The 23,732-nt window shown below is 35.3% G+C and carries 19 protein-coding genes and 2 tRNA genes; 9 read left to right on the forward strand and 12 right to left on the reverse strand.

The window, feature by feature from the left end:
• Window positions 1-73: 73 nt before the first annotated feature.
• The 4 genes from rpsT to proS all read right to left on the reverse strand — a co-directional run bounded on the left by rpsT (window position 74) and on the right by proS (window position 2,126).
• Window positions 74-322, reverse strand: coding sequence for a 30S ribosomal protein S20 (gene rpsT / locus ACE94K_RS21635; protein ID WP_378177534.1), 249 nt, complete (start codon window positions 320-322; stop codon window positions 74-76).
• Window positions 323-357: 35 nt separating this feature from the next.
• A tRNA-Glu gene (locus ACE94K_RS21640) sits at window positions 358-429 on the reverse strand.
• 67 nt (window positions 430-496) lie between these two features.
• Window positions 497-568 (reverse strand) — tRNA-Glu (locus tag ACE94K_RS21645).
• Between the two features lie 79 nt (window positions 569-647).
• Window positions 648-2,126, reverse strand: coding sequence for a proline--tRNA ligase (proS, locus tag ACE94K_RS21650; RefSeq protein WP_378177536.1), 1,479 nt, complete (start codon window positions 2,124-2,126; stop codon window positions 648-650).
• 99 nt (window positions 2,127-2,225) lie between these two features.
• On the opposite strand from proS, the gene ACE94K_RS21655 reads away from it, so the two are divergent.
• Together ACE94K_RS21655 and ACE94K_RS21660 are read left to right on the forward strand one after the other, a co-directional pair.
• Window positions 2,226-3,290 carry a hypothetical protein gene (locus ACE94K_RS21655; RefSeq protein ID WP_378177539.1) on the forward strand — a complete coding sequence of 355 codons (1,065 nt, stop codon included), beginning with the start codon at window positions 2,226-2,228 and terminating at the stop codon, window positions 3,288-3,290.
• A 35-nt stretch (window positions 3,291-3,325) separates the two neighbouring features.
• A complete protein-coding gene (locus ACE94K_RS21660; RefSeq protein WP_378177542.1) occupies window positions 3,326-4,861 on the forward strand; it encodes an OmpP1/FadL family transporter in 1,536 nt (511 codons plus the stop codon).
• A gap of 78 nt (window positions 4,862-4,939) precedes the next feature.
• Here the strand turns inward: ACE94K_RS21660 and ACE94K_RS21665 are convergent, their stop codons facing one another.
• Together ACE94K_RS21665 and ACE94K_RS21670 are read right to left on the reverse strand one after the other, a co-directional pair.
• Window positions 4,940-8,665, reverse strand: a complete 3,726-nt coding sequence (locus tag ACE94K_RS21665) for a T9SS type B sorting domain-containing protein (protein WP_378177545.1) — start codon at window positions 8,663-8,665, stop codon at window positions 4,940-4,942.
• A gap of 205 nt (window positions 8,666-8,870) precedes the next feature.
• A complete protein-coding gene (locus ACE94K_RS21670; RefSeq protein WP_378177548.1) occupies window positions 8,871-10,403 on the reverse strand; it encodes a T9SS type B sorting domain-containing protein in 1,533 nt (510 codons plus the stop codon).
• A 302-nt stretch (window positions 10,404-10,705) separates the two neighbouring features.
• On the opposite strand from ACE94K_RS21670, the gene folE reads away from it, so the two are divergent.
• From folE to lgt, 4 genes are all read left to right on the forward strand, one after another.
• Window positions 10,706-11,383 carry a GTP cyclohydrolase I FolE gene (folE, locus tag ACE94K_RS21675; RefSeq protein ID WP_378177551.1) on the forward strand — a complete coding sequence of 226 codons (678 nt, stop codon included), beginning with the start codon at window positions 10,706-10,708 and terminating at the stop codon, window positions 11,381-11,383.
• A gap of 40 nt (window positions 11,384-11,423) precedes the next feature.
• A complete protein-coding gene (cysS, locus tag ACE94K_RS21680) occupies window positions 11,424-12,920 on the forward strand; it encodes a cysteine--tRNA ligase (RefSeq protein ID WP_378177554.1) in 1,497 nt (498 codons plus the stop codon).
• 9 nt (window positions 12,921-12,929) lie between these two features.
• A complete protein-coding gene (gene yidD / locus ACE94K_RS21685; protein WP_378177557.1) occupies window positions 12,930-13,193 on the forward strand; it encodes a membrane protein insertion efficiency factor YidD in 264 nt (87 codons plus the stop codon).
• A 94-nt stretch (window positions 13,194-13,287) separates the two neighbouring features.
• Complete coding sequence (lgt, locus tag ACE94K_RS21690; RefSeq protein ID WP_378177560.1) at window positions 13,288-14,238, forward strand: prolipoprotein diacylglyceryl transferase; 951 nt, start codon at window positions 13,288-13,290, stop codon at window positions 14,236-14,238.
• A gap of 77 nt (window positions 14,239-14,315) precedes the next feature.
• Here the strand turns inward: lgt and prfA are convergent, their stop codons facing one another.
• Window positions 14,316-15,392 carry a peptide chain release factor 1 gene (prfA, locus tag ACE94K_RS21695; RefSeq protein ID WP_378177563.1) on the reverse strand — a complete coding sequence of 359 codons (1,077 nt, stop codon included), beginning with the start codon at window positions 15,390-15,392 and terminating at the stop codon, window positions 14,316-14,318.
• 123 nt (window positions 15,393-15,515) lie between these two features.
• Here prfA and ACE94K_RS21700 point away from each other — a divergent pair, with 123 nt between their 5' ends.
• On the forward strand, window positions 15,516-15,887 hold the full coding sequence (locus tag ACE94K_RS21700; protein WP_378177566.1) for a hypothetical protein: 372 nt from the start codon (window positions 15,516-15,518) through the stop codon (window positions 15,885-15,887).
• Window positions 15,888-15,974: 87 nt separating this feature from the next.
• Window positions 15,975-16,172, forward strand: a complete 198-nt coding sequence (locus ACE94K_RS21705; RefSeq protein ID WP_378177569.1) for a hypothetical protein — start codon at window positions 15,975-15,977, stop codon at window positions 16,170-16,172.
• A gap of 224 nt (window positions 16,173-16,396) precedes the next feature.
• On the opposite strand, the gene ACE94K_RS21710 is transcribed toward ACE94K_RS21705, so the two are convergent.
• Window positions 16,397-18,487, reverse strand: a complete 2,091-nt coding sequence (locus ACE94K_RS21710; protein WP_378177572.1) for a M48 family metallopeptidase — start codon at window positions 18,485-18,487, stop codon at window positions 16,397-16,399.
• A 56-nt stretch (window positions 18,488-18,543) separates the two neighbouring features.
• On the opposite strand from ACE94K_RS21710, the gene ACE94K_RS21715 reads away from it, so the two are divergent.
• On the forward strand, window positions 18,544-19,035 hold the full coding sequence (locus ACE94K_RS21715; RefSeq protein WP_378177575.1) for a peptide-methionine (S)-S-oxide reductase: 492 nt from the start codon (window positions 18,544-18,546) through the stop codon (window positions 19,033-19,035).
• A 30-nt stretch (window positions 19,036-19,065) separates the two neighbouring features.
• On the opposite strand, the gene ACE94K_RS21720 is transcribed toward ACE94K_RS21715, so the two are convergent.
• From ACE94K_RS21720 to ACE94K_RS21735, 4 genes are all read right to left on the reverse strand, one after another.
• Complete coding sequence (locus ACE94K_RS21720) at window positions 19,066-20,247, reverse strand: AIR synthase related protein (RefSeq protein ID WP_378177578.1); 1,182 nt, start codon at window positions 20,245-20,247, stop codon at window positions 19,066-19,068.
• Between the two features lie 77 nt (window positions 20,248-20,324).
• The gene (locus ACE94K_RS21725; RefSeq protein WP_378177581.1) at window positions 20,325-21,815 is read right to left on the reverse strand and encodes a carboxypeptidase regulatory-like domain-containing protein; all 1,491 of its coding nucleotides are present in this window, start codon (window positions 21,813-21,815) and stop codon (window positions 20,325-20,327) included.
• A 13-nt stretch (window positions 21,816-21,828) separates the two neighbouring features.
• Window positions 21,829-23,304 (reverse strand): CsgG/HfaB family protein, encoded by a 1,476-nt coding sequence (locus ACE94K_RS21730; protein WP_378177584.1) that lies wholly within the window; start codon window positions 23,302-23,304, stop codon window positions 21,829-21,831.
• 6 nt (window positions 23,305-23,310) lie between these two features.
• Window positions 23,311-23,718 carry a curli production assembly/transport component CsgF gene (locus ACE94K_RS21735; RefSeq protein WP_378177587.1) on the reverse strand — a complete coding sequence of 136 codons (408 nt, stop codon included), beginning with the start codon at window positions 23,716-23,718 and terminating at the stop codon, window positions 23,311-23,313.
• Window positions 23,719-23,732 lie beyond the last annotated feature (14 nt).

Here is a 23,732-nt window from a genome sequence, read left to right on the forward strand (position 1 = left end):
TATTTAAAAAACAAAAAAAGCTTCTCCACAAGAGTGAAGAAGCTTACGTATTTTTTTTTAAAACTCCGTTAAATTAAAGAGCTGCTACGTGCTTTGCTAATTTAGATTTTAGATTCGCTGCTTTATTATCATGGATAATATTACGCTTTGCCAATCTATCTATCATAGAAACTACAGAAGGAAACAATGTTTCAGCCTCTTTCTTATCAGCTTCACGTAATTTCTTGATAGCATTACGTGTAGTTTTATGCTGGTATTTGTTTCTAAGACGCTTAGCCTCACTGTTTCTAATTCTCTTTAATGCTGACTTATGATTTGCCATCTTTTCTTTGTTAAATTTTTTTACTATAAAATTCGTAGCCCGTAGGGGAATCGAACCCCTCTTACCAGGATGAAAACCTGGCGTCCTAGCCGATAGACGAACGGGCCTTTTTCCTTTTTCAAGGATTGCAAATTTATAGCTTTCACTCTAAACTTGCAATTTTTTTTTAATTCGTAGCCCGTAGGGGAATCGAACCCCTCTTACCAGGATGAAAACCTGGCGTCCTAGCCGATAGACGAACGGGCCATAGTTGTTTGTCTAATTGCGGATGCAAAAATACAACTATTTTTTAATGGCGCAAGTGTTATTTTATTTTTTTCTAAAATTAATATGCTTTAGCAAATAACACTCTTTCTTTAGAGAGTTTCCCACTATATACACAGCTACCATTTTCCTCTTTTGTATCAAAAGGAATACAACGTATCGTTGCTTTAGTTAATTCCTTTATCTTTTGTTCAGTTTCTACAGTACCATCCCAATGGGCTGATATAAATCCTCCTTTACTCTCTAAAACTTCTTTAAATTCATCAAACGAAGAAACCTCTGTAATATGATCATCTCTAAACTGAGTTGCTTTTTCATGAAGACTTTTCTGAATTTCCTTCAATAAATTCTCTATGGTGTCAACTACCTCATCTTTGTTTACAAATTGTTTTGTTAAAGTATCTCTTCTAGCTAATTCTACAGTTCCTTTTTCTAAATCTTTAGGGCCAATCGCTATTCTTAAGGGAACTCCTTGCAATTCATACTGTGCAAACTTTGCTCCGGGTCTATGCGTATCTCTATTATCAAACTTTACAGAAACACCTTTACTTCTTAAATCACTTACTAATTCATTCGCAACTTCTGAAATTTGGTTCAACTGCTCTTCTCCTTTATAAATGGGTACAATAACAACTTGTATTGGAGCTAGATTAGGAGGTAATACTAATCCATTATCATCACTATGTGTCATTATTAGTGCTCCCATTAATCTTGTAGAGACTCCCCAGGAAGTAGCCCATACATAATCCAGTTTTCCTTCTTTAGAAGTGAATTTCACATCAAAAGCTTTTGCAAAGTTTTGCCCTAAAAAATGTGATGTCCCAGCCTGTAATGCTTTTCCATCTTGCATTAAAGCCTCTATACAATACGTATCTTCTGCTCCAGCAAATCGTTCGCTTTCAGTTTTCCTTCCTTTAATTACTGGAATTGCCATAAAATTCTCAACAAAATCGGCATATACATTATTCATCTGCTCGGTTTCAGCAATCGCTTCATCTCTGGTTTCGTGAGCGGTATGACCTTCTTGCCATAAAAATTCTGCTGTTCTCAGGAATAAGCGTGTTCTCATCTCCCAACGAACTACATTTGCCCATTGATTAATTAAAATAGGTAAATCTCTGTATGACTGAACCCAACCTTTATATGTATTCCATATGATAGCTTCAGAAGTCGGGCGAACAATGAGTTCTTCCTCTAATCTAGCGTTTGGATCAACAATTAATTTTGAGGTGTCATTAGGATCTGTTTTTAATCTATAATGCGTCACTACAGCACATTCTTTAGCAAATCCTTCGGCATTTTTTTCTTCAGCTTCAAATAAACTTTTTGGAACAAATAGCGGAAAATATGCGTTTTGATGTCCTGTTTCCTTAAACTTTCTATCCAGTTCTGCCTGCATTTTCTCCCAAATCGCATACCCATAGGGCTTGATTACCATACACCCTCTTACCGCTGAATTTTCAGCTAAATCAGCCTTTACGACCAGTTCGTTATACCATTTAGAATAATCTTCACTACGTTTTGTTAGATTTTTGCTCATAACCTGCTATTTGGCACAAATGTTGTGACTTTGTTAAATAAAAAATAGTTAGCGCAAAACTAACTAAATTTGTATTGTTCAACAATAAAATAAGGAGATATGCGACTTAAAATTTATTTTAAAAAAAACGGAGCTGTCGGGATGATTCTTGCAGCCTCGGTACTTATGTTGACATCTTGTGGTTCTTATGAGTATGCATCCTATGATGATGGTATTTATGGTGAAGCAAGAAGCCAAGGTAATTATGAACCTCAGCCAACCACAACAGAAACCAATAACAATTCTAATTATTATTCTAATTACTTTTCAGAAAAATCTGCTCAGATTGATAATGTAATACAACAAGATGCTATTTTCACAGATATAGATTCATATTCTAGCGAAAACTACAATACATCTGATACTACAGATGTGGCCTTGAATTATGAAGCCAGTCAACCAGCCTGGGGTAGTGACTATGATGAAGTTTCGGTAAATATCATTAATACTGGATGGAACAATTGGGGATGGAATGCCTGGGGACCTGGTATAGGATGGGGATGGAATAATTGGGGATGGAACACCTGGGGATGGAACGCAGGATGGGGCCCTGGATTTGGATGGGGATGGAACGCCGGTTGGGGTTGGAATGCAGGATTTGGATGGGGTAACCCTTATTGGTATGGTGGTGGATTCTGGTGTCCCCCATACTACAATTATGGATATGGATTCTACGGAAGGAATAGAGTTGCTCTCAATCGCGGATTTAGAAACGTAGGTTTCAGAAATGGGTACGCCAGCAATTATAGAAGCCGTGGTGTTTACAACTCAAGATCAAGAGCTTACACTAATAATAGATCCCGAAGTCGAGCGTATGATCGTAGTACATACAATAATAGGAGGAGAATTTCTGCCGATAATAATCGTAGAACAAGAACCTCTACATACTCTGACAGATCACGTTCTTCAAACAACACCTATTCAAGATCCAGGTCTAGTTCTCCTAACCGAAGCAGCACCAGATCGTACAGGGGAAGTTCCAGAAATAGTTCTGGGACAAGGAGTTATTCCGGTTCCAGAAGTGGAAGTAGAAGCTCTGGTTCGTACAGAGGCGGCGGATCAAGCCGAAGCAGCGGGTCACGTGGTGGTAGCCGAGGAGGAAGAAGTCGCGGAGGAAGAAGATAAGCTTTCATCAATTAAAAGAACGTAATTATTAGTTTATGAAAAAGATATTTTTATTCATAGGTGTACTATCTATGCCTTTTTTGAACGCACAAGATATTACCGATGCCGTGAGATATTCTCAGCAGGATATTTTAGGAACTGCAAGGTTTAGAGGTATGAGTGGAGCGTTTGGTGCTTTAGGAGGCGATATGTCTGCATTACAGATAAACCCCGCAGGTTCCGCTGTTTATTTGGGTTCTTCGGGATCATTGACGCTTTCCACATCTAATATTCAAAATGATGCTTTTTATCTTAACAGTTTTGGCACCACAGCTTCATCTTCCAATTTTAACTTTAACCAAATTGGTGCTGTTTTTGTTTATAATAACAGAAATGAATCTTCAAAATTTAATAAGTTTTCATTAGGTATAGCCTATGATCAAACCACGGACCTTGCTGATGAAGTTTTTGTTTTTGGAAATAGTAGCAACTCAATAGCTGAATACTTTTTAGGAGAAGCACAAGGCGTTCCTTTATCCATAGTCGGGCCGATTGGTAGTAATGAATCTATTCAAGGTGTTTACATAGATCTTGGAGAAAATAGCGGCTCTAATGGTTTTAGATATCAACAAGCCTTTCTAGGAAATCAAAGTGGTATTATAATAGCGGATGATCCTAATGACGAAAATAACATTTCTTATTCTCCTGCTCTAGTAAGTAATATCAATAATACCGTAACACAGGACTATTATTATGAAAGCACTGGACTAAATGGAAAATTTACCATAAATGGAAGTGCACAAATACACGATAACTTTTATGTTGGAGTAAATTTAAATTCTCATTTTATCAATTATGACAGAGTGAGTGATTTTATTGAATTTAATAACAATGCAGGTAGTTCGATTACAGATATTACTTTTATCAACCGACTTTCTACGATTGGATCAGGTTTCTCTGCTCAAATCGGTGGTATTCTTAAAGTATCTAATATGCTTAGATTAGGAGCTTCTTTCGAATCTCCCACCTGGTATTACATACAAGAAGAAACCACGCAAAGGGTAAGAACTATTGATAATTCAGGAAATATCAACCTGGTTGATCCTAATGTAATTAATGTTTTTCCTGAGTATGAACTACGCACTCCTGCGAGAGCAACAGGTAGTGTGGCCGTGTTATTTGGTAAAAGAGGATTAATTAGTTTAGATTACTCCTATAAGGATTATGGATCCACCGAATTCGATTCTGATGGATTTGATGATTTTTCTGAGGTGAACAGGGAAATAGAAAATACGTTACAAGGGGCTTCAACACTAAGAATGGGTGGAGAATTCAGAAATGGTAACTGGAGTTTTAGAGGTGGTTATGTATATGAAGAAAGTCCCTATAAAAATGAATTTACTATTGGAAATAGAGAAGGGATATCTTTAGGAATTGGCTACAATTTTGGTAAAATAAAATTCGATGTTGCGTATGATTATTCTGAACAACGGCGTAATCAACAGTTCTATTCTAATTCTGCCTTTAGCAATTTTGCTACGATAGATAGTTATAGAGATAATCTTACGTTTACATTAGGTTTAAATTTATAGTTTTAATAAGTCGCATATAACAAAGATGAGTTGGTTCAAAAATCAACTCATCTTTTTTTATATCCATAGAAACGGCTATTATCTAATTAATGAAAAGCTAGCATTAAACTCTTTTAATACTCCATTTTCTGTATACCTCACCTTAAACCAGTATTCACTTGATGGCAATAGATTTCCATTATAAGTTCCATCCCATTCACCTAAAGCACCTAAATCTTTAAGCAATTTACCAAACCGGTTGAAAATGAGAATTCCATTAATTTGAACATTATCATTTCCTGTGATTCCCCAGGTTTCGTGAAAACCATCACCGTTAGGAGTGAAATATCTTGGATAATCAACAACGAATTCTACAGGCAACTCAATCTCAGCACACATATTTACATCTCTAACAAATATTATATGTTCTCCTCTGGAAACCCTAGTGAATATTGGAGAGGTTTGCCAGTCACCATTATCTAATCTATATTCATATTCTCCAATCGCATCTGCACTAACGATAACCTGAATGGTTGCATTATCAGAAAAAGCACCAGAAAGGAGCTCTACTTCAAAGTCCTCAGGTTGCGGCGGGTATGATTCTGTAACTGTTGTAGTAGCAGAAGATACACAAGTAGTCTGTATGTTTGTTACCGAAACCGTATATTGACCAGAGGTAACAGGATTATAGCTTGATCCTATCTCTCCGGGAATTTCGTTCCCTGGTGCTACGGTATTTCCAATAAACCATTGAAAAGCATATAAGGTTTCATCTAATTCAGTATCTATAACATCCGTAGGTGACAAATTAATAATTGCACCATCATTTTCCAGACAAAGCACATACGCTTCTTCTAGCATAAACTCAGGCAATTCATTTACTGTCAATTGTACAGGAATTATTCTATAACAATCATTATCAATTTCTACCGGATCCAATCGGACAAAAATGATCTGACTAAAAGGTTGTGTGTTTTGATAAGACGAAGGAGACGCTATTATACTGGCACTACCCATCTCCGCATCCTGTTGAGCTTCATAGTAAGATATATCGTAATCCGAAACAATCAAATCATTTGAAGCATCGGCATCGGTAAGATTAAGTATATCTTGTAAAGACAGTGTAAGGTCAAACACCCCAACACCATCTTCATTGAGTTCACACGTCTCCAATGGACTTGGTGCTAGATTGAAATCATCATATAATACGGTATTTAAGGTAAGTATTACACTTGAAAAACAACCATTACTGCTATCTTCACCCACCACAATTATATCCCTGCCTAATACGGTGCTCGTGTAAGACTCAGGATTCTGAATAGGGTTATCAGTATCTAGGTCATTCTGAGATTCAAAATAGGAAAGTGTAACATTTGTACTAGTCCCTATAATCTGATCTTCTCGTATGGTTAGGTCATACACCGTATTTACCTGATCATTACATATAATAATTGGGTCTGGATTTATTAACTCCGGATTATGAAGCACACGTAAGTCAAAAGATATTGTAGCCCTAAAACATTCGTCGGGATCCCCTACTCCGTTATTATTTTCATCAAATTGAGAGCGAACCCATATGGTTTGTGGATTTGTATCATTCAGAAACGACCCAATGATAGCTCCGGTGTTGTTAATTGCTTCCTGTTCTGTTCGATGATAACTAATTAATAAGGTCTCAGTTTGAGAGCCAATTACTTCTGAATCTTTTTGAGTCAAATCAAAGCCTGCCTGATCAGGATCATTACTGCATAAAACAAAATCGCTTACCACATTACTGGAGGGTAATGGGTCTACTACTAATTGAATATGTTCTCCCAGACCTAAACATCCGTTGTTCGTGCCATCGTCAACTCTTACATATAAGTTTTGATTGAAAGGAGAGATATCATTCCTATAATTTGAAGGATCATTAATTGCATTCTCTTCTGCCAGTGCATCTGCTAAATTTTCATAGTACGTAATTATTAAATTTTGCCCCGTTGGATACAGAGCATTAACCTGATTAGTAGCATCGCTGAAATCAAAAGTGGCAACACCATTAGTATCATCATTATCAATCTCTGTAGTATCGCAAACACTGTAGGTAAGATTAAAATTTGCAGGGATCTGCGTGGCAGAAACTACCAAATCAATCTGTGCGGTTCTAAAACAACCTTCATTTGATTCTACTCTGGCAAAAACTGTGCTACTAATAGGAATAGGATTTGGATACACTGTAAAATCTACTATTTGATCTGAAGAATCAGCACTTATTGCAGCAGATTCTGTGAGATAATATGCAAAAGTTTCGTTTGCAGCGTTCGTAGATATTAGTGTATTTGCTTCTGATAAATTAAATAGAGAAATGCCATCTGTATCATCATCACATTGCAATAACGAAACCACTGGAGCTACAACCGGAAGTGGATTGACAATCAATCGAAAACTAGTAGTTTCATAACAACTTTGTTCTAATGCATTCTCTATCCTCACGTATATAGTTTGTGGGTTGCTTATATTAGAATAATTGAGAGGTATTTCGGTCCCAGAAACTCCAGCATCAGCTTCAGCTTGCGAGATATAGAAAGAAACCAAAAAATCTGATGCATTCTGGCCACCTAAGACCTCTGCTGGCACATTAGAAAGATCAAATGCTACAATACCGTTGGCATCGTTTCCATCAAGATCATTATCGCATAGCTCTATATCCAACGGCTCATTGGCAATCGGATTTTGAAAGACCCTTACCACAAAAGATACAACTTCAGAACAGATTTGGTTAGTTCCTCCAATTCTAGCCCATATAGTTTGCTCTCCTGCTGTATTTACAAATGTTTCAGGGATCTCAATAATATTATCATTTATTGCACCAGTATAATTCTGTGCATCTTGTTCACTTAAGTGGTAGGTAACTGTAAACTCGTTAGGATCTTGTGTTCCTATAATAAGTGATGAATTTTGAGTAAGATCAAAAGTTTCCAAACCATTACCATCATCATCACAAGCCATTAAATCAATCGGAGGATTTGCAACAACCGGAGGAGCGTAAAAAGTAATAAGCACTTCATCAACTTCAGTATTACCATCTATATCCTCTATCAACAGTTGATAACGTCCTGTAGTTGTTACTGTGTATATTGGACTGGTTTCTCCTGAAATAACTTCAAACATCATACTTGCTTCATTAAATACCGACCATTCATAACGAATTGCCCCATCTGATGTCCCATCCAAGATTACAGGATCTGAGCCACATATATCCTGATTAGGCCCTAGTGCTGCCTCTAAAATCGAACAGTCGGTAGAACCTGCACCACCAGTTTGCTGAAAACTTATAAATCCGGGTTGTTCAGAAAAATTAGTTATTAAGACCAAGTAAAACTCGCCTGATGTAGCAGCTGGAATAGTCATCGTTTCTACCGCATCCGGCAAGTAACTACAATCTACTGTATTTGCTGTTGTTAGCTGAGCTGTACAAGGAGAAACCGGATCAGAAAAAGGACCATAACATATAAAATCCACATCCAATTGGTTACCCGTTCCATCTTCATTAGAGGATTGTGAAATTCGAAAAGTTAAAGCTCCAGTATCTTCTATCTGCAAATAATACCAAGCAGGAAAAGGTTGTGTTGCCAGACAACCATAATTTGGGCCAATTTCAGAACTACTTACGCAACTACTATTAGAACTGTTACAATTAGGAAAAACAATACCCGTATTACTACAAAAAGGATCTGCCCCATCATCACCTACAGAATCAGCACAAACAGAGCCTTGGGCTACACTGAGATTTGTACATATAAAAAAAGATAAAAACAATATAAACCCTGGTATATTCTTAATCATTGCTAGTTTTTAAATCGATGATGGATTCGTCTATTTCTTAAGCTCTTAATAGCTTCCTATATAAAACAAATATATAGCAAGAAACCCTAAGAAAAAGTTTAGCTAAATTCAAATAGTTTTAAATTGAAAATTATCATCCAAATTAAACAGGTCACTTAGAATAATCAACTTACAGAAACTAGAGAAAATGAAAACTTTTTAGTTCTTACCGAATCAAAGAAAAACTACCGGCGAATACTTTTCTAGGTCTATTTGGATCTCGATCAGCTTGTTCATTAAACTCTACCCTAAACCAATACTGAGAAGATGGCATTAAGTTACCGTTATAAGTACCATCCCATCCGGCTCCAGAAGGGTTAAGCTGTTTAAGCAGTTTACCGTGTCTATCAAAAATATACACCAAAGCGGGAGTTGGTTGATCTTCTGGATTTATTAAATTCCAGGTCTCGTGAAAACCATCACCATTAGGTGTAAAATATTTAGGATACCCAAGAATCATTATATCTATTGATGTTTCCTCATTATCGGGACAATTGGCATATCTGGCAATAATTCTATAATCACCGGGAGGAATCCCTTCAAAAACCGGAGAAGACTGATAAGCTCTGTATTCTACAAAATTTCCATCCATATTTATATCGCGATCTAATCGGTATTCGAAATCCGTAAATCCTTCTGCCTCAACAATTGGGTCTGTAGACACCTCTGCCGTAAGTGTGTAAAATCCGGAGAAAGATTCTTCTGTAATGATATAATCTACTTGAAAAGTAATTTGAGAAACATCCAATACTGAAACCTGGTCTGGAGAATCCGGAACTTCAATACCATTAGCGTCAAATCCCCTTAACCTATATATACCATTAGAATTTACCTGATCATAAAAAGGAAGTGTTGCTCCGGGAATATCTACAAAATTAGTATCTCCTAAATCTGCACGAGACCATTGAAAAGTCACCGCTGCAGGAACAGCAGGAGGACCATTACTCGCCGGAAATCTACCCTCTACAGTTAACGGAAAATCCCCACATGTAGCTATCCTTTCTTGAGGAATTCCTGGCTCCAACACACTACAATCAGTGGTTCCTGCACCTTCTTGTCCTAAATTGGTCTGTTCTAATTGTATCACTCCTTGCTCATCAGCAAAATTGGTAATTAACACAATGTAAAACTCACCTGTTTGTGCATTAGGAATCGTAAAAGTTTCTATAAAATTATCATCTGATGTTCTGGCATAGCTACAATCAACGATATTAGTATTATCCCCATCAGTAATATAAAAGTCAGGCTCATCCACATTATTCGCACATTCAGCAGGACGAATATTATCCCCGTCGCCATTACGGTCACAACCTCTAGATAATTCATCTTCACAATTGATGATAAATGAGGTCTGAAATGGTCCCCAAGCAATAAAATCTACATCCAACTGTCTCTCATTACGATCTAAACGATTGTCTCCATCTGCATCTACCCATTGTCGAATATCAAAAACCAATTCTCCAGATTCATCTATAAGTATAAAGTACCAAGATGGATTAGGAGTAGTGTTCAAACATCCCACCTCTCCCAGCCCATCAATATTAAGAGTCGTATTAGGGAAAGTTAATTCTAAAGATGCATCAGAACAAAAAGGCTGAGTATTTTGACAGGCTGTATCAAAGTCCTGTGCTTTTATTAATGCACTAGTAAAAAAAAACAGTACAAAAAAGAATAAGATTTGAGGTAGTTTTTTTGTCATAATTTATATAACGTAGGTTCGTTCATTTTGTTATGTAGGAATTAAATTTACAAATTTTAAAATATAGTGCTTCAATCACACTTATAATATTTATAATTGTTAACATAGCTTTTACTAAGTAAATAGACAAAATCGTATCTTTGCAGCCCGTTTGGGATTGATTTTATAATAAATCGTTGTATAAACTGATTTTATAAACTCTTTTTGAAAGTATATAGCGGGAGATTAAAAAAGAATGAATTGAAATCATTTTCTTAATCAGGAGATAATTTTCGATTTAATAATAATAAAATTTTGAATTTGTGAAGATAGACAAGGCCCTTGAAGCTATTGAAGCGCTAGGTGATAATCATGTAGCTACTAGCGCAACAACTCCTCTGAGAGAAGACGCATTTAAACTGAGTGACAAAGAAAAGATTGCTCTTATCAAAGACGATGTCAAACATATTATGGAAACTTTGGGATTAGATCTAAACGATGACAGTCTTAAAGGAACTCCGTTAAGAGTTGCAAAAATGTTTGTAAATGAGATTTTCTCAGGGTTACATCCGCAAAGAAAACCGGATGCTTCTACCTTTGACAATCACTACAAGTATGGTGAAATGTTAGTAGAAAAAAACATCACAGTATATTCTACTTGCGAGCATCACCTATTACCCATAGTAGGTCGTGCACACGTCGCATATATCTCTAACGGAACGGTAGTTGGATTATCAAAAATGAACCGTATCGTCGATTATTATGCAAAACGTCCTCAGGTTCAGGAACGTTTAACGATGCAGATTGTTCAGGATCTTCAGGTAGTTTTAAACACCAAAGACGTTGCTTGTGTCATAGACGCCAAACATTTATGCGTAAATTCAAGAGGAATCCGAGATATAGAAAGCAGCACAGTAACTAGCGAGTTTGGTGGTAAATTTAAAGATGAAGCTGTACGCAGAGAATTTTTAGACTATATCAAACTAGATACTACTTTTTAATTTTATCTTTAACCAATAACTACAAGTATTTTTTAAAATCATGGCAGCAGCTCCGTTGTACAAAACTCAGGAACTAAAGATTTACAATTCCATTTCAGGTCAGAAAGAAATATTTACTCCTATTACAGAAGGTAATATTGGAATGTATGTTTGTGGACCTACTGTTTATAGTAATGTACATTTAGGAAATTGCCGTACGTTTATTTCTTTTGATCTGGTATATAGATATCTTAAACATTTAGGATACAAAGTGCGCTATGTGCGAAATATAACCGATGCCGGACATTTAGAAAATGATTCGGATGAAGGAGAGGATAAGGTTTCTAAAAAAGCAAGATTGGAGCAATTGGAACCTATGGAAATTGTGCAACGTTACACCTTAGATTTCCATAACATTTTAGCTAAGTTCAATAATATACCGCCAAGCATAGAACCCACTGCTACAGGTCATATCGTAGAACAGATCGAAATTATCAAAACTATTATTGACAATGGTTTTGCTTATGTCGCTAATGGCTCTGTATATTTTGATGTAAAGAAATTTAATGAAACCAATGAATACGGAAAATTAAGTGGTCGTAATCTTGAAGATATGATTGCGAATACTAGAGAATTAACAGCGCAAAGTGATAAAAAAAATCCACAGGATTTTGCACTATGGAAAAAAGCAGAACCAGAGCACATTATGCGCTGGCCATCCCCTTGGAGCGATGGTTTCCCTGGTTGGCATCTCGAGTGTACTGTAATGAGCACTAAATATCTTGGTGAACAATTTGATATTCACGGAGGCGGAATGGATCTTAAATTTCCTCATCACGAATGTGAAATTGCACAAGGAGAAGCAGCTTGTGGTGTCACTCCTGTGAATTATTGGATGCACGCAAATATGCTTACTTTGGACGGTAAGAAAATGTCCAAATCCACCGGAAACATACTATCACCAGCTGAAATATTCAACGGCGAAAGTGAAAAACTAAACAAAGCCTTTGCTCCTACTGTAGCAAGATTCTTTATGCTTCAGGCACATTACCGAAGTATTTTAGATTTTTCGAATGATGCATTAGAAGCTTCAGAAAAAGGATTCTTTAAATTAATGGACTCCATTAAAACTTTAGAGAATTTAAAAATTAATAAAGTTACAGAAGGGTTTAATGTTCAGAAGTGGGTTAACGAATCTTATGAAGCGATGAATGATGACTTCAACAGTCCAATTTTAATCGCAAAATTATTTGAAGCCGTTAAGTTTATTAATTCTGTTAAAGAAGATAAAGCCACTATATCAGAAGTTGATTATAAGCTGCTTCAAGAAGCGATGAACGCATTTGTATTTGACGTTTTAGGATTGGTAAACATTAACGAAGCTTCTTCTGACATCAGTGATAAGCTTTCCGGAACTGTTGAATTACTTATTCAATTAAGGGCTGAAGCAAGAGCAAATAAAGATTTTGCTACCAGTGATAAAATCAGAGATGAGCTGCAAGCTATGGGTATTCAGCTCAAAGATGGGCGCGAAGGCACGAGCTTTACTCTTAATTGATACTATACTTTGGCTTCAAAATTAACATTAAAAAAGATTTTGATTGCGCCGTTTGTGGGATTAGTGAAATTGTATCAAAACTTAATTTCACCTTTAACCCCGGCTACGTGTCGCTACCAGCCAACTTGTTCTCATTATACTATAGAAGCGCTACAAAAACACGGATTGTTTAAAGGAGGAAGACTTGCTATAAAGCGCATTTTTAGTTGTCATCCCTGGGGTGGTAGCGGATATGACCCGGTTCCGGATACTGACAAAAAAAAAGAAGGTTAACTCATTCAACTACCGCTTTACCTCATTATTATTCTAATTATAATTTCGAGTTCAATTAAATACCTATATTTACCCTTGAAAAATAAATTTCCATATGATATTCTCTAAAATAGTTTGGAATCCCATTGAAGGATTCGATCTAGGTTTTTTTGTTATTCGTTTTTACAGCTTAATGTTTGTAGTAGCATTCTCCTTAGGATGGTACTTGATGAAAAAAATATATATCCGAGAAAAAATCTCTATGGAGAAACTGGATTCTGTATTTATATATGCAGTAATCGGTACACTATTAGGTGCCAGATTAGGGCACGTCTTCTTTTATGACTGGGATTATTACAGAAATAATTTACTGGAAATCATATTACCTTTTAAGTTCAATCCTGAGTTTGAGTTTATCGGTTTCAGAGGCTTAGCAAGCCACGGAGCTGCCATAGCCTTTATTATTGCTATGTACTATTATTCTAAAAATATCCTTAAGAAACATCCATTATGGATTATGGACAGGGTTACCATTCCTGCAGCTGTTGGAGGAATTTTTGTAAGGTTAGGAAACTTTTTTAACTCAGAAATCATCGGTGAGCCTTCTGGAGATTCAGCTTTTGGAGTAAAGTTCATTAGAGATGGTTTAAGTAAAGCTGAAGTAGTAAGAGAAACCGGTATTAAAAACGTAAATGAAGCATATTCTGCAGTAGTAAACAACCCTCAGTTTTCAAATCTATTAGAAGCAATACCATATCGTCATCCTGCTCAACTCTATGAAGCATTTGGATATATCTTTGTATCATTAATACTTTGGCTACTATACTGGAAAACTGACAAAAGAAATAATAGAGGGTTCTTATTCGGAATGTATATGATGCTCATATTTATTGTTCGCTTTATTGTTGAAAACGTTAAAAAGAGTCAGGGTGGTTTTGAAGATGCTTTGGGTGATGCCTTGTCCACAGGTCAATGGCTAAGTATACCATTTATTCTTGTTGGACTCTATTTTGTAGTGAGAGCTAAAAAGGTTGAAGAAGATCCTAAATCATATACATTAAAATAACAAACTCTGTTAGAGTTAAAAAAAGAGGATACATTCTAGAATGTATCCTCTTTTTTCGCTAGATATATTATATCTATCTAAAAAACCTCATTAGATTCTTTTAACTTTTCGGTATTTTCTGCTAACTGAAGTTCATCAATGATTTTTTGAATATCTCCATTAATAATATTACTTAAATCATACAAAGTAAGCCCAATACGGTGATCAGTTACACGACCTTGTGGATAATTATAGGTTCTAATTTTTGCGGATCGATCTCCAGAGGACACCATACTCTTTCGTTTCTCTGAATCGGCTGCTTGTTTTTTAGCTAATTCTATCTCATATAACCTAGAACGTAATACTTTTAAAGCTTTCTCTAAGTTTTTATGAGAGGATTTCTGATCCTGACAACTCACAATCATGCCTGTAGGTTCGTGATGCAATTTAATTGCAGAATAGGTTGTATTTACTGACTGCCCACCAGGACCGGTAGACGTTGTTCTCTCGATTCTCACCTCTGCCATATCCAGTTCTACATCAAATTCTTCAGCTTCAGGTAATACCATAACCGTAGCAGCACTTGTATGCACACGACCTTGTGTTTCGGTTTGAGGAACACGTTGTACACGATGAACTCCTGCTTCAAATTTCATAGTTCCATATGCATCTTCACCATTGACTTCGAAAATAATTTCTTTATAACCACCACTGGTACCTTCACTAAGATCTACAACACTTGTACTCCACCCTTTGCCTTCGCAATATTTAGTGTACATTCTAAATAAATCTCCAGCAAAAATACTGGCTTCATCCCCACCTGTTCCTGCACGGATCTCAACTACACAGTTTTTAGCGTCTTCCGGATCTTTGGGGACTAGCATAAACCTTATTTTCTCTTCTAAAGCTGGCAATTCTTCTTTAGCTTCATCTAATTGCATTTTGGCCATCTCTACCATTTCTGGATCACTACCATCAGCAATGATTTCTTCTGCCTCTTTTTTATTATCTGTCAACTCAATATAACGATCTCTTTCGTCCATCAATGCCTTAAGATCTTTATACTCTTTATTGAGTTTTATGTACCTCTTTTGATCAGCAATAATATCAGGTTGAATGATTAAATCATTCACCTCATCAAATCGTTGCTTTACAATATTTAATTTATCAATCATAGTTGTATCTATCCTAACTTGGAATTTACAAAAGTACGTTTTTTTTGTCTAAAGCTTATATTGCCTTTTCACATTCTGACGTAAAAATATTAATATAAAAAAGTTGTATTTTTGTATCAAGAAATGTCAAACATTACTTACACATATAATAACAAACTGATCGCAAGTTGGTTTATTACGCTTTTGCTTTTCTTAGGTATTGGTGGTTATACAAATTATACCCAACCAGTTTCTTACCAGGAAAGTATTGAACTTGTTGTTTCTGAGGCTAGAAGCAAGACCAAAACCTTATCATTTGCAGAAGCAAAATATCCAAAACAACGTTTTGATCATTCTATAAATCTTAAGCTACTATCAAAACACCATAGCAGCATTTCTTTAATTAAGAATGGAAAGTTAGAAAAACCCTTCTCTTTAAAGATTATTACACATAAGACATTCCTTTCCAGAAGTAATACCTACACTACCGAAGAAGATCCATTTCATTTAGGATAACATTTTTATTTCAGGCTTTCTAGCCAATTCTAAAAAAAATTCTGATACTGCTATTTCGATCTATAGCGGTTTTATACCATTTCCAAAATGAAAAGATTTAAAAAAATTATAAGACGTATTGTTTTAATTACCTTTATGATTATAGTTGCGATGATTCCGGTACCTATCTTCTTTCAGAAGAAAGAAGGAAAATTTAACGACGACCATATCATTGAACTTGTAGAAACGAAAGAGGAAGAGTTCGAAACTAAAACTGTTCAGTTCAATGACGAACTAGGATCATAATAACATCTTTATTACAGATTAATTATCAAAGTATCGAAAATCTGAAAAACTTCTAAAAGAGATTTTTCAGGTTTTCGAAATACCCCATAAGGATTCATTATAATTTACGACATTTATACATTATGAGTACTATACGAATAGGTCTGGGCGGAGGATATTATTTGTCTTTATGAATGTATTTGAGTATGAAACATAAATCATAAACTAAAACACTTTTTTCACATTTATAGTATCTCTAAAGGTTTTAAAATGGATGCTGTTATTTTAAATATCATTCGATTATAAGTATATATAACACTTGAAGAAAAATCTAGTAACTCTGCGAATTTACCATCTTCAAAAGATTTTTGTGTGATTCTAGAAAGCACCTTATCTTTTCCTAAAAGTTGCAACATTTCTTCCTTTGATTCAATATTAGGTAGTGGTATAAATTCTGTTTCTTCTAGATCATCGATCCCTTTAGAAAATATTGGTATGATTAAGTTGGTTTCTCGGATTAGACCAATCACTGCATCTTCTGATACTGATCCCTGAGAAGACAATTCATTATACAAATTAATAATTCTAGTGTTTTGAGATACTGTCCTTTTAAGATTTGCCTGACATATTTCAAGCATATCAAGAGTACCAAGATAAGATTCTCTTTCTGATTCATTAGAAGCCATATAACTTAATTGTATAAGATCTCTATCCCAATCATTAAAAGCTTGCTCAAAATACTCCATCTTTTCTTTATCGATTCGTTCTGCAGCAAATTTGATATTCTTCTTTTTGTATTTAGTTCCCTTATATTCAAAAAATTTCGATTTATTTATCCCATTACTCATTTCTACTAAAACTTTAAAATGACCTTCAAACTCCTTTGCTGGTTTCATAAGCTCAGGTAAGATTTCTTTAATAAGTTTAGAATATTCTGTTTTTATTTGCTCTATGGTGTAGTTGCTAAAGGGATTATGAATAGCTATTGATTTTTTTTCAGGAATTGTAAAATACCGTTCTTGGAAATTTCCTAAGTATTCTTCTCCAAATATCTGTTCGGTTTGTTTTTCTTCATTTATAAAATTTATCATCTTTTCTGAAGACTGAACTAATTCTTCCTTACTCACGCCCATCGCATGAAGATACATTCGTTTTGTAATTTCTTCTTGCATATTTTCTGGATTATTAAACAAACTCCAACTGTCCGATGTGTCCTCTACACCTTCTATAAATGGAGTTTTTGCATTTTCTTCTCTATCTTTACCAGATGGATGACTTGCATACATATCTAAAGAAGAATACATATCTTTTTCTTTAAAAATAATCTCACGACCTTTATCATCCTTCTCTCTATTTTTTATCAAATTTTCAATGACAGTTTGCTTATCATTAAGTAAATCCTGATGATGTAAAAACAAATTCTCCGTATAAATCTTTTGGGATGCTGCAGTACCGGTATGGCTTAATGTTTCATTCCAAGCTGTGTGAACGTGTTCTAATTTCCATAATGCTTCAATAATTGCCTTACTTCCAGTAAGACTTACTGCAACCTTATCTGCATGGAATTCCATTTCTCTTGATAAGGAAGCGTGTAAAATATTTAATAGCTTGTAAAGAAGAAATAACAACTGACGAATTAACCATACAAAAGGGGTAATAATCCATGCTATGAAAGACAATCTTATATCTACACTTCTCCAAATCTCGAGCGCTCTATCCCAATAATCTCTTTCAAAAATCATATCGTGAATGATTTTATTTGTCATATACACATAACTACCTATTCTCATACTAGATTGAGAAAAATGCCCGAATTCGTGGGCAACAACAGCTTTAAATTCTGATATATTAAGCCCATTGACCAATGCTAAACCTATTCTTAAATTCTTTTTTCCGGGTGAAAACAAACTCCAAAATGTACTATTAAACGACACCGAAGCATTTACATCATAATCTATCAAAATCTTCTTAGGCACCGATGCTTTGGCATCTGCAGCTATTTTCATAATGAAATCATACAAGTCTCGATTATCCTTATGAGAGATCTCTTTAGTGATTTTATCATTAAAAGAGTTTCTTTTAAAAATAAATTTGAGCGTAAATAAAAACAACATTATCGCTCCAATAGATATAGCTAAGTTGAACATGCTTCCTCTATCCGTCTGAAACTCGAGAAAGTTATAATATGCCAAATATCCGAAACCAACTATCATAAAGAAATAAAGCACAAAGAACAATACAAGCCCTAATATTGCCAAAACCACTTTTTGTGTATACTTTTTGCTTACCTTGGTCAAACCTTCTGGCACATCAATTGGATTTTCAGGATATATCATAAATCAAATTGTTTTTTTAGAAAGCGGAAGATAACAGGAACAAATCTTATTTCAAAATGAAAAAATCCCCAAAAATAGGATTAGGCGGAGGATGTCATTGGTGTACAGAGGCTGTTTTTCAATCTCTAAAAGGGGTAATCAACGTAGAGCAAGGTTATATCTCAAGTATTGGGAAAAACAATACTTTTTCGGAGGCAGTCATTGTCACTTATACTCCTGAAAAAATAGATTTAAAAGATCTTATTGAGATTCATTTATATACTCACAAAAGTACCTCAGAACATAGTTTTAGAGAAAAATACCGAAGTGCTATCTACTATTTTGACACTCATCAGAAATCTGCCAGTGAAAACTACCTAAAGGATTTAAATAAAGATTTTGAAAATAAATTAATTACAAAAGTTTTGAAATTTAACAAATTCAAATCATCCAGAAAAGAACTTTTAGATTACTATAAAACAAATCCCGAAAAACCTTTTTGCAAGCGATACATACATCCCAAATTAAATTTACTTAGGGAGAAATATAGTACAAAAATTATTTCCTAAAGTCTTTCTAGTACTATCAAAAACTAAATCTTAGTTATAGTTAAATGTTCCGAATTCACTCTTGATGGTAAGTTTTTTTTCTTCAGAATGTTCAACACGTCCTACAATCTTAGCATCCACATTAAAACTTTTGGAGATTGTGATGATCTCCTCTGCAATTTCTGATGACACATATATTTCCATGCGATGACCCATATTAAATACCTGATACATTTCTTTCCAATCTGTACCCGAGTTTTCCTGAATTAACTGAAACAAAGGAGGCACCTCAAATAAATTATCTTTAATAATATGCAGGTTATCAACAAAGTGTAAAATCTTCGTTTGAGCCCCACCACTACAATGTACCATTCCGTGAATAGTCTTGCTATCAAACTTAGACAGTATTTTTTTTATGATGGGCGCATATGTTCTAGTGGGAGATAATACCAATTTTCCTGCATCTATGGGAGCATTTTCAACCTCATCAGTAAGATTCGTGTTTCCAGAATAAACCAAATCAGACGGTACCGCAGCATCAAAACTCTCTGGATACTTCTGTGCTAAAATTTTATGAAACACATCGTGACGCGCAGAAGTAAGACCGTTACTTCCCATACCTCCATTATACTCTTTTTCATAAGTAGCCTGACCAAAAGAAGCTAAACCTACAATAACATCTCCTTCTTTTATATTGGCATTATCAATAACATCGCTACGTTTCATACGCGCCGTTACCGTAGAATCTACGATAATAGTTCTTACCAAATCCCCAACATCCGCGGTTTCGCCACCGGTAGAATGAATAGTCACCCCGAAACCTTTTAGTTCTTCTAATAACTCTTCTGTACCATTAATAATAGCAGAAATCACCTCTCCAGGAATCAAGTTTTTATTTCTTCCTATAGTAGATGAAAGCATGATATTGTCAGTTGCACCAACGCATAACAGATCATCAATGTTCATTATTAAAGCGTCTTGTGCAATTCCTTTCCAAACAGAAAGATCTCCTGTTTCTTTCCAATACATATAAGCCAAAGAAGATTTGGTACCGGCCCCATCGGCGTGCATGATTAAACAATAATCCTCATCCCCGGTAAGATGATCAGGAACTATCTTACAAAATGCTTTTGGGAAAAGACCTTTATCTATATTCTTAATAGCGCTATGAACATCTTCTTTAGATGCTGAAACTCCGCGCTGAGCATAGCGTTTGCTAACTTCTTGACTCATTATTATTGAATTATACCGATAGTAAACCTCAAAGATAACTCAATTTCAGAATTTAGAATTCAGAATTCAGAATAATCTTATTCCCAATCTGGCATCGAAGCATTCTGCACCAGATTAGCTCTATCAGCTATATCTATAATAAACATAGTCTGTATATTTTTTTGTGATACCCCATCATTAGAAGTATTTACAAAAATAACCGCTGCTTCATTAGGAGAAAAGCGTGCATCGATATCATTGGTCCCAGCAGGTTTTTCTAAAGAAATATCTAGCCTAGAACTATCACTAAAATCATAAACAAACAAATGAGAATCCAGTTGTCTATAATCACTACTTTCAAAACCAGAAATATCCTGGCAATATAAAAGTTTAGATCCATCCACAGAAAGATTCACACTTCCGGCCGCTCCAGAAACACCGGATAATACTGTTTCAAGTACTGTTCCCGAAGTATTAATCGTAAAAATTTCTACTTCGTATCCATCAAGATTATTTGTTTTTAGCACGATAATATTATTGTTATCATTTTTGTCTACTTCTGAAATCAGGTTTCCGTTCGCGGTCTGATAAATTAAATTAAGTCCGCTCCCATCGGTATTGATACTATACAACTTATCTTGATTAGGAAATAATAATTTAGAGCCATTGTCCGACCAAGAAAAATCAATTTCCCCTAAGTTAAATCCGGCAACAGAAACTTGAGAAGTAACCTGCACAAGCTGAGAACCGTCTTCATTCATTGTAAACAAATGTGTTTGCGAGCCTACAGATTGTAAAAACGCAATCTTACCAGTCCCTGCATTACGTCTAGGTCTAAAACTATTTTTAGTATCTGGGGTAAGCTGAATTTCCGTTCCGCCTTGTTCATTAGCAGAATAAATAACACTATTACCATCAACCGATCTGGTATACACGATTCGATTATTAGGGGGCCCCGTAGTTTCGAATGCAAAAATCGCACTGTTGATCGGATCGTTTATCCCATCATTACTGCTTACTTGCCAAAAATATTTTACCTTATACGAGAGATTAGTTAGTGTAAAAGTAGTATCGGTAATGTTTTCAAAAACTTCTACGACCGAGTTCTCATCGTTGCGCAATGTAACTGTATAAGTAAGAGTATCCTCATCAGGATCAGATCCTGTCCAAACCAGCATTACCTCTAGTGGCTGATCTACAGAATTATCTGCCGGTGTATCCAAAAGAGCTGCATCAGGAGGTCTGTTACCAGCTGTTTCTATATCCATTTCGAAAACTATTTCTAGCTCTCTATCCGCAATTACAGAGATGGCCTCAAACTGTGCCAACAATCCTTCTCGCTGAGCAGAAAGTGAATAATCTCCAGAAGGAATGTTATCGATAAGGTATTCTCCATTCACATCTGTAAAAACTGTGCTCGAAGATGGATTTGTAGAAATTTTTACATTTTCTAATGGTTCATTTGTACCAACCGCAACCACTCGCCCTCTTACTGCTCCCAGGCCTTCTAAATCTATAGTATCCTCGCTACAAGAAGCTAGAAATATAATGGCAAAAACTGTTATTACTTTTATAATATATTTTTTCATTTTCATCAGGGTTTTATCCTTTCGGAACATCACCGTTTTCAATTACTTCACGATTTCTTTTTCTTAATTTTCGAAGCGCTTTATCTTCTCTTCTTTTTTGTTTGCGGAGTTCTTTGTCCATTTTTATTGGATTCTTGAAATACCAATTTACCCCTAGAGAGAAATTAAAGTATTGATCGTCTCTTTTTCCTTGTGTAATATTATCAAGCTTGTCACTTAAGACAAGATTATGTGTTGCGTTTAATGAAACCCCGAGGTGATCAGACATAAGATACTCAATACCGCCACCATACTGAAATTTAAAAAAGGTTCTATCAAAGTCATCGCTATTCACCGTACCTAACCCTCCAAAAAAGAAAGGTGTCAATTTTTCAAAAGGCAATAGCGACAATTCTGCATTCAGATCAATGGCATGAAACCCTTCAGAAAAAGCACCTTCGTTTCTGAGCTCAAATTTACTTAGACTTGCACTGGCGTTTAGATATGGATTAAAAAACAATTTTCCTCCTACTCTGACAGAATAAGATAAATCCGCATTATTATAATCTCCACTTATTAAAGCTAATCCTCCATTTGCAAAAACCGCTTTTTCTCCACGTCTTTCTTTAAAATAGCGCTCATAAAGCCCCGTATTTTGTGCTTCGTTTTTCTCTGCATTGTAATCAGCTACGAGTTCATTTATTTGTTCAGGCGCTGCTTTAGAGCCCCATAATTTATCTTCTATTCCTTCTATGATAAGGGCTTCAACAGCCTTTTCTATCGCCTCAGAAACTGCTATTTGACCAGGCTCATTTTTAGTAAAACCGGTTTCTGCCTCTAACAAACGACTAAACTTAACATATCTAAAAAAACTAGCGTCTAATGCCTGAGACAAAATAGTTTTGGAAACATATACGGTTTTCAAAATTTTACCACTCGAAGTAGAAACTGCTCTTAGATAAACCGTAATTCTATCTTGTCTGTATTGAGTCGAACCACCAACTCCAAAATATCGTGCTCCCAGTCCACCTGTGATGATATTCGAATCATAAGACACGATTCCCCCTTCCAGAATAATACCGGCATATAATAAAGGAGGCAATTGTGGTTCATTTGTGTTATTATTTTTTCTGTATTCTTTTCTGGTAGAGCGTATGATATTTCGCTCATTTAAAAGGTTACTTAAATTTTCTCTTTCTATAGGCACAAACCATTTAGAATCCTCAAGCGCTTTCACCAAAATAGTTGTAGCACCTTGAGTGACTGCAGTACTAAAGGTACTACCGGCTTCAGTTGGTTTATATTGACCAGTTTGATCTCTAAATTTATAAACCCCAACCACCACTGGTTCTGTTGGCAAAGGAAAATCTCTTAACGTCTGGGTAAATTTTGTGTCTTCGCCCAGCCGCGCTTGTTCAATCTTGATAGGCTGATTAAAATAAGTACCACATCCAGAAAACAACAGTGTACAAGAAATTACTAGAATTACTTGATAAAACTTGTTACGCATTAAAATTTAATTAGGAATTATTACTTGAGACTGATCTCCGGTACTGGTATCTAAGATATTAATTACCAGACCCTCTCCTGATGGAAAAATCTCTATAAACAAGGTTCCAAAACTAAAGGTACCTTCGGTAAGACCTTCCTGTCCGAATTGTTCATTAAATAAAGTTCTTGATATCTGACCTAATAATTGATTATTAAGACTTTCTGTGAATCTTTCTAGTTCAGATCTGTCATCAGCATTGGGATTGTTATCATCGGTAAATGTATTTTGGGATTCTGCCGAACTCAACAACCATTGATAATTAAAGGTATCTCCTCCAAAAGCGGGATTCTTTGGCCTATACACCAAATCTTGTCCAAAACTATACTGATAAGCCGAAAAAGCAAATAGAATAGTTAATATGATTGACTTCATTTGTATTTAAATAA

The organism is Aquimarina besae, assembly GCF_042434905.1.
Classification (GTDB): domain Bacteria; phylum Bacteroidota; class Bacteroidia; order Flavobacteriales; family Flavobacteriaceae; genus Aquimarina.

Bases quoted from the DNA above. Each gene is read 5' to 3' on its own strand.
- rpsT (WP_378177534.1), bottom strand. From the start codon at position 322: ATGGCAAATCATAAGTCAGCATTAAAGAGAATTAGAAACAGTGAGGCT.
- proS (WP_378177536.1), bottom strand. From the start codon at position 2,126: ATGAGCAAAAATCTAACAAAACGTAGTGAAGATTATTCTAAATGGTAT.
- ACE94K_RS21655 (WP_378177539.1), top strand. From the start codon at position 2,226: ATGCGACTTAAAATTTATTTTAAAAAAAACGGAGCTGTCGGGATGATT.
- ACE94K_RS21660 (WP_378177542.1), top strand. From the start codon at position 3,326: ATGAAAAAGATATTTTTATTCATAGGTGTACTATCTATGCCTTTTTTG.
- ACE94K_RS21665 (WP_378177545.1), bottom strand. From the start codon at position 8,665: ATGATTAAGAATATACCAGGGTTTATATTGTTTTTATCTTTTTTTATA.
- ACE94K_RS21670 (WP_378177548.1), bottom strand. From the start codon at position 10,403: ATGACAAAAAAACTACCTCAAATCTTATTCTTTTTTGTACTGTTTTTT.
- cysS (WP_378177554.1), top strand. From the start codon at position 11,424: ATGGCAGCAGCTCCGTTGTACAAAACTCAGGAACTAAAGATTTACAAT.
- lgt (WP_378177560.1), top strand. From the start codon at position 13,288: ATGATATTCTCTAAAATAGTTTGGAATCCCATTGAAGGATTCGATCTA.
- prfA (WP_378177563.1), bottom strand. From the start codon at position 15,392: ATGATTGATAAATTAAATATTGTAAAGCAACGATTTGATGAGGTGAAT.
- ACE94K_RS21700 (WP_378177566.1), top strand. From the start codon at position 15,516: ATGTCAAACATTACTTACACATATAATAACAAACTGATCGCAAGTTGG.
- ACE94K_RS21705 (WP_378177569.1), top strand. From the start codon at position 15,975: ATGAAAAGATTTAAAAAAATTATAAGACGTATTGTTTTAATTACCTTT.
- ACE94K_RS21710 (WP_378177572.1), bottom strand. From the start codon at position 18,487: ATGATATATCCTGAAAATCCAATTGATGTGCCAGAAGGTTTGACCAAG.
- ACE94K_RS21715 (WP_378177575.1), top strand. From the start codon at position 18,544: ATGAAAAAATCCCCAAAAATAGGATTAGGCGGAGGATGTCATTGGTGT.
- ACE94K_RS21720 (WP_378177578.1), bottom strand. From the start codon at position 20,247: ATGAGTCAAGAAGTTAGCAAACGCTATGCTCAGCGCGGAGTTTCAGCA.
- ACE94K_RS21725 (WP_378177581.1), bottom strand. From the start codon at position 21,815: ATGAAAAAATATATTATAAAAGTAATAACAGTTTTTGCCATTATATTT.
- ACE94K_RS21730 (WP_378177584.1), bottom strand. From the start codon at position 23,304: ATGCGTAACAAGTTTTATCAAGTAATTCTAGTAATTTCTTGTACACTG.
- ACE94K_RS21735 (WP_378177587.1), bottom strand. From the start codon at position 23,718: ATGAAGTCAATCATATTAACTATTCTATTTGCTTTTTCGGCTTATCAG.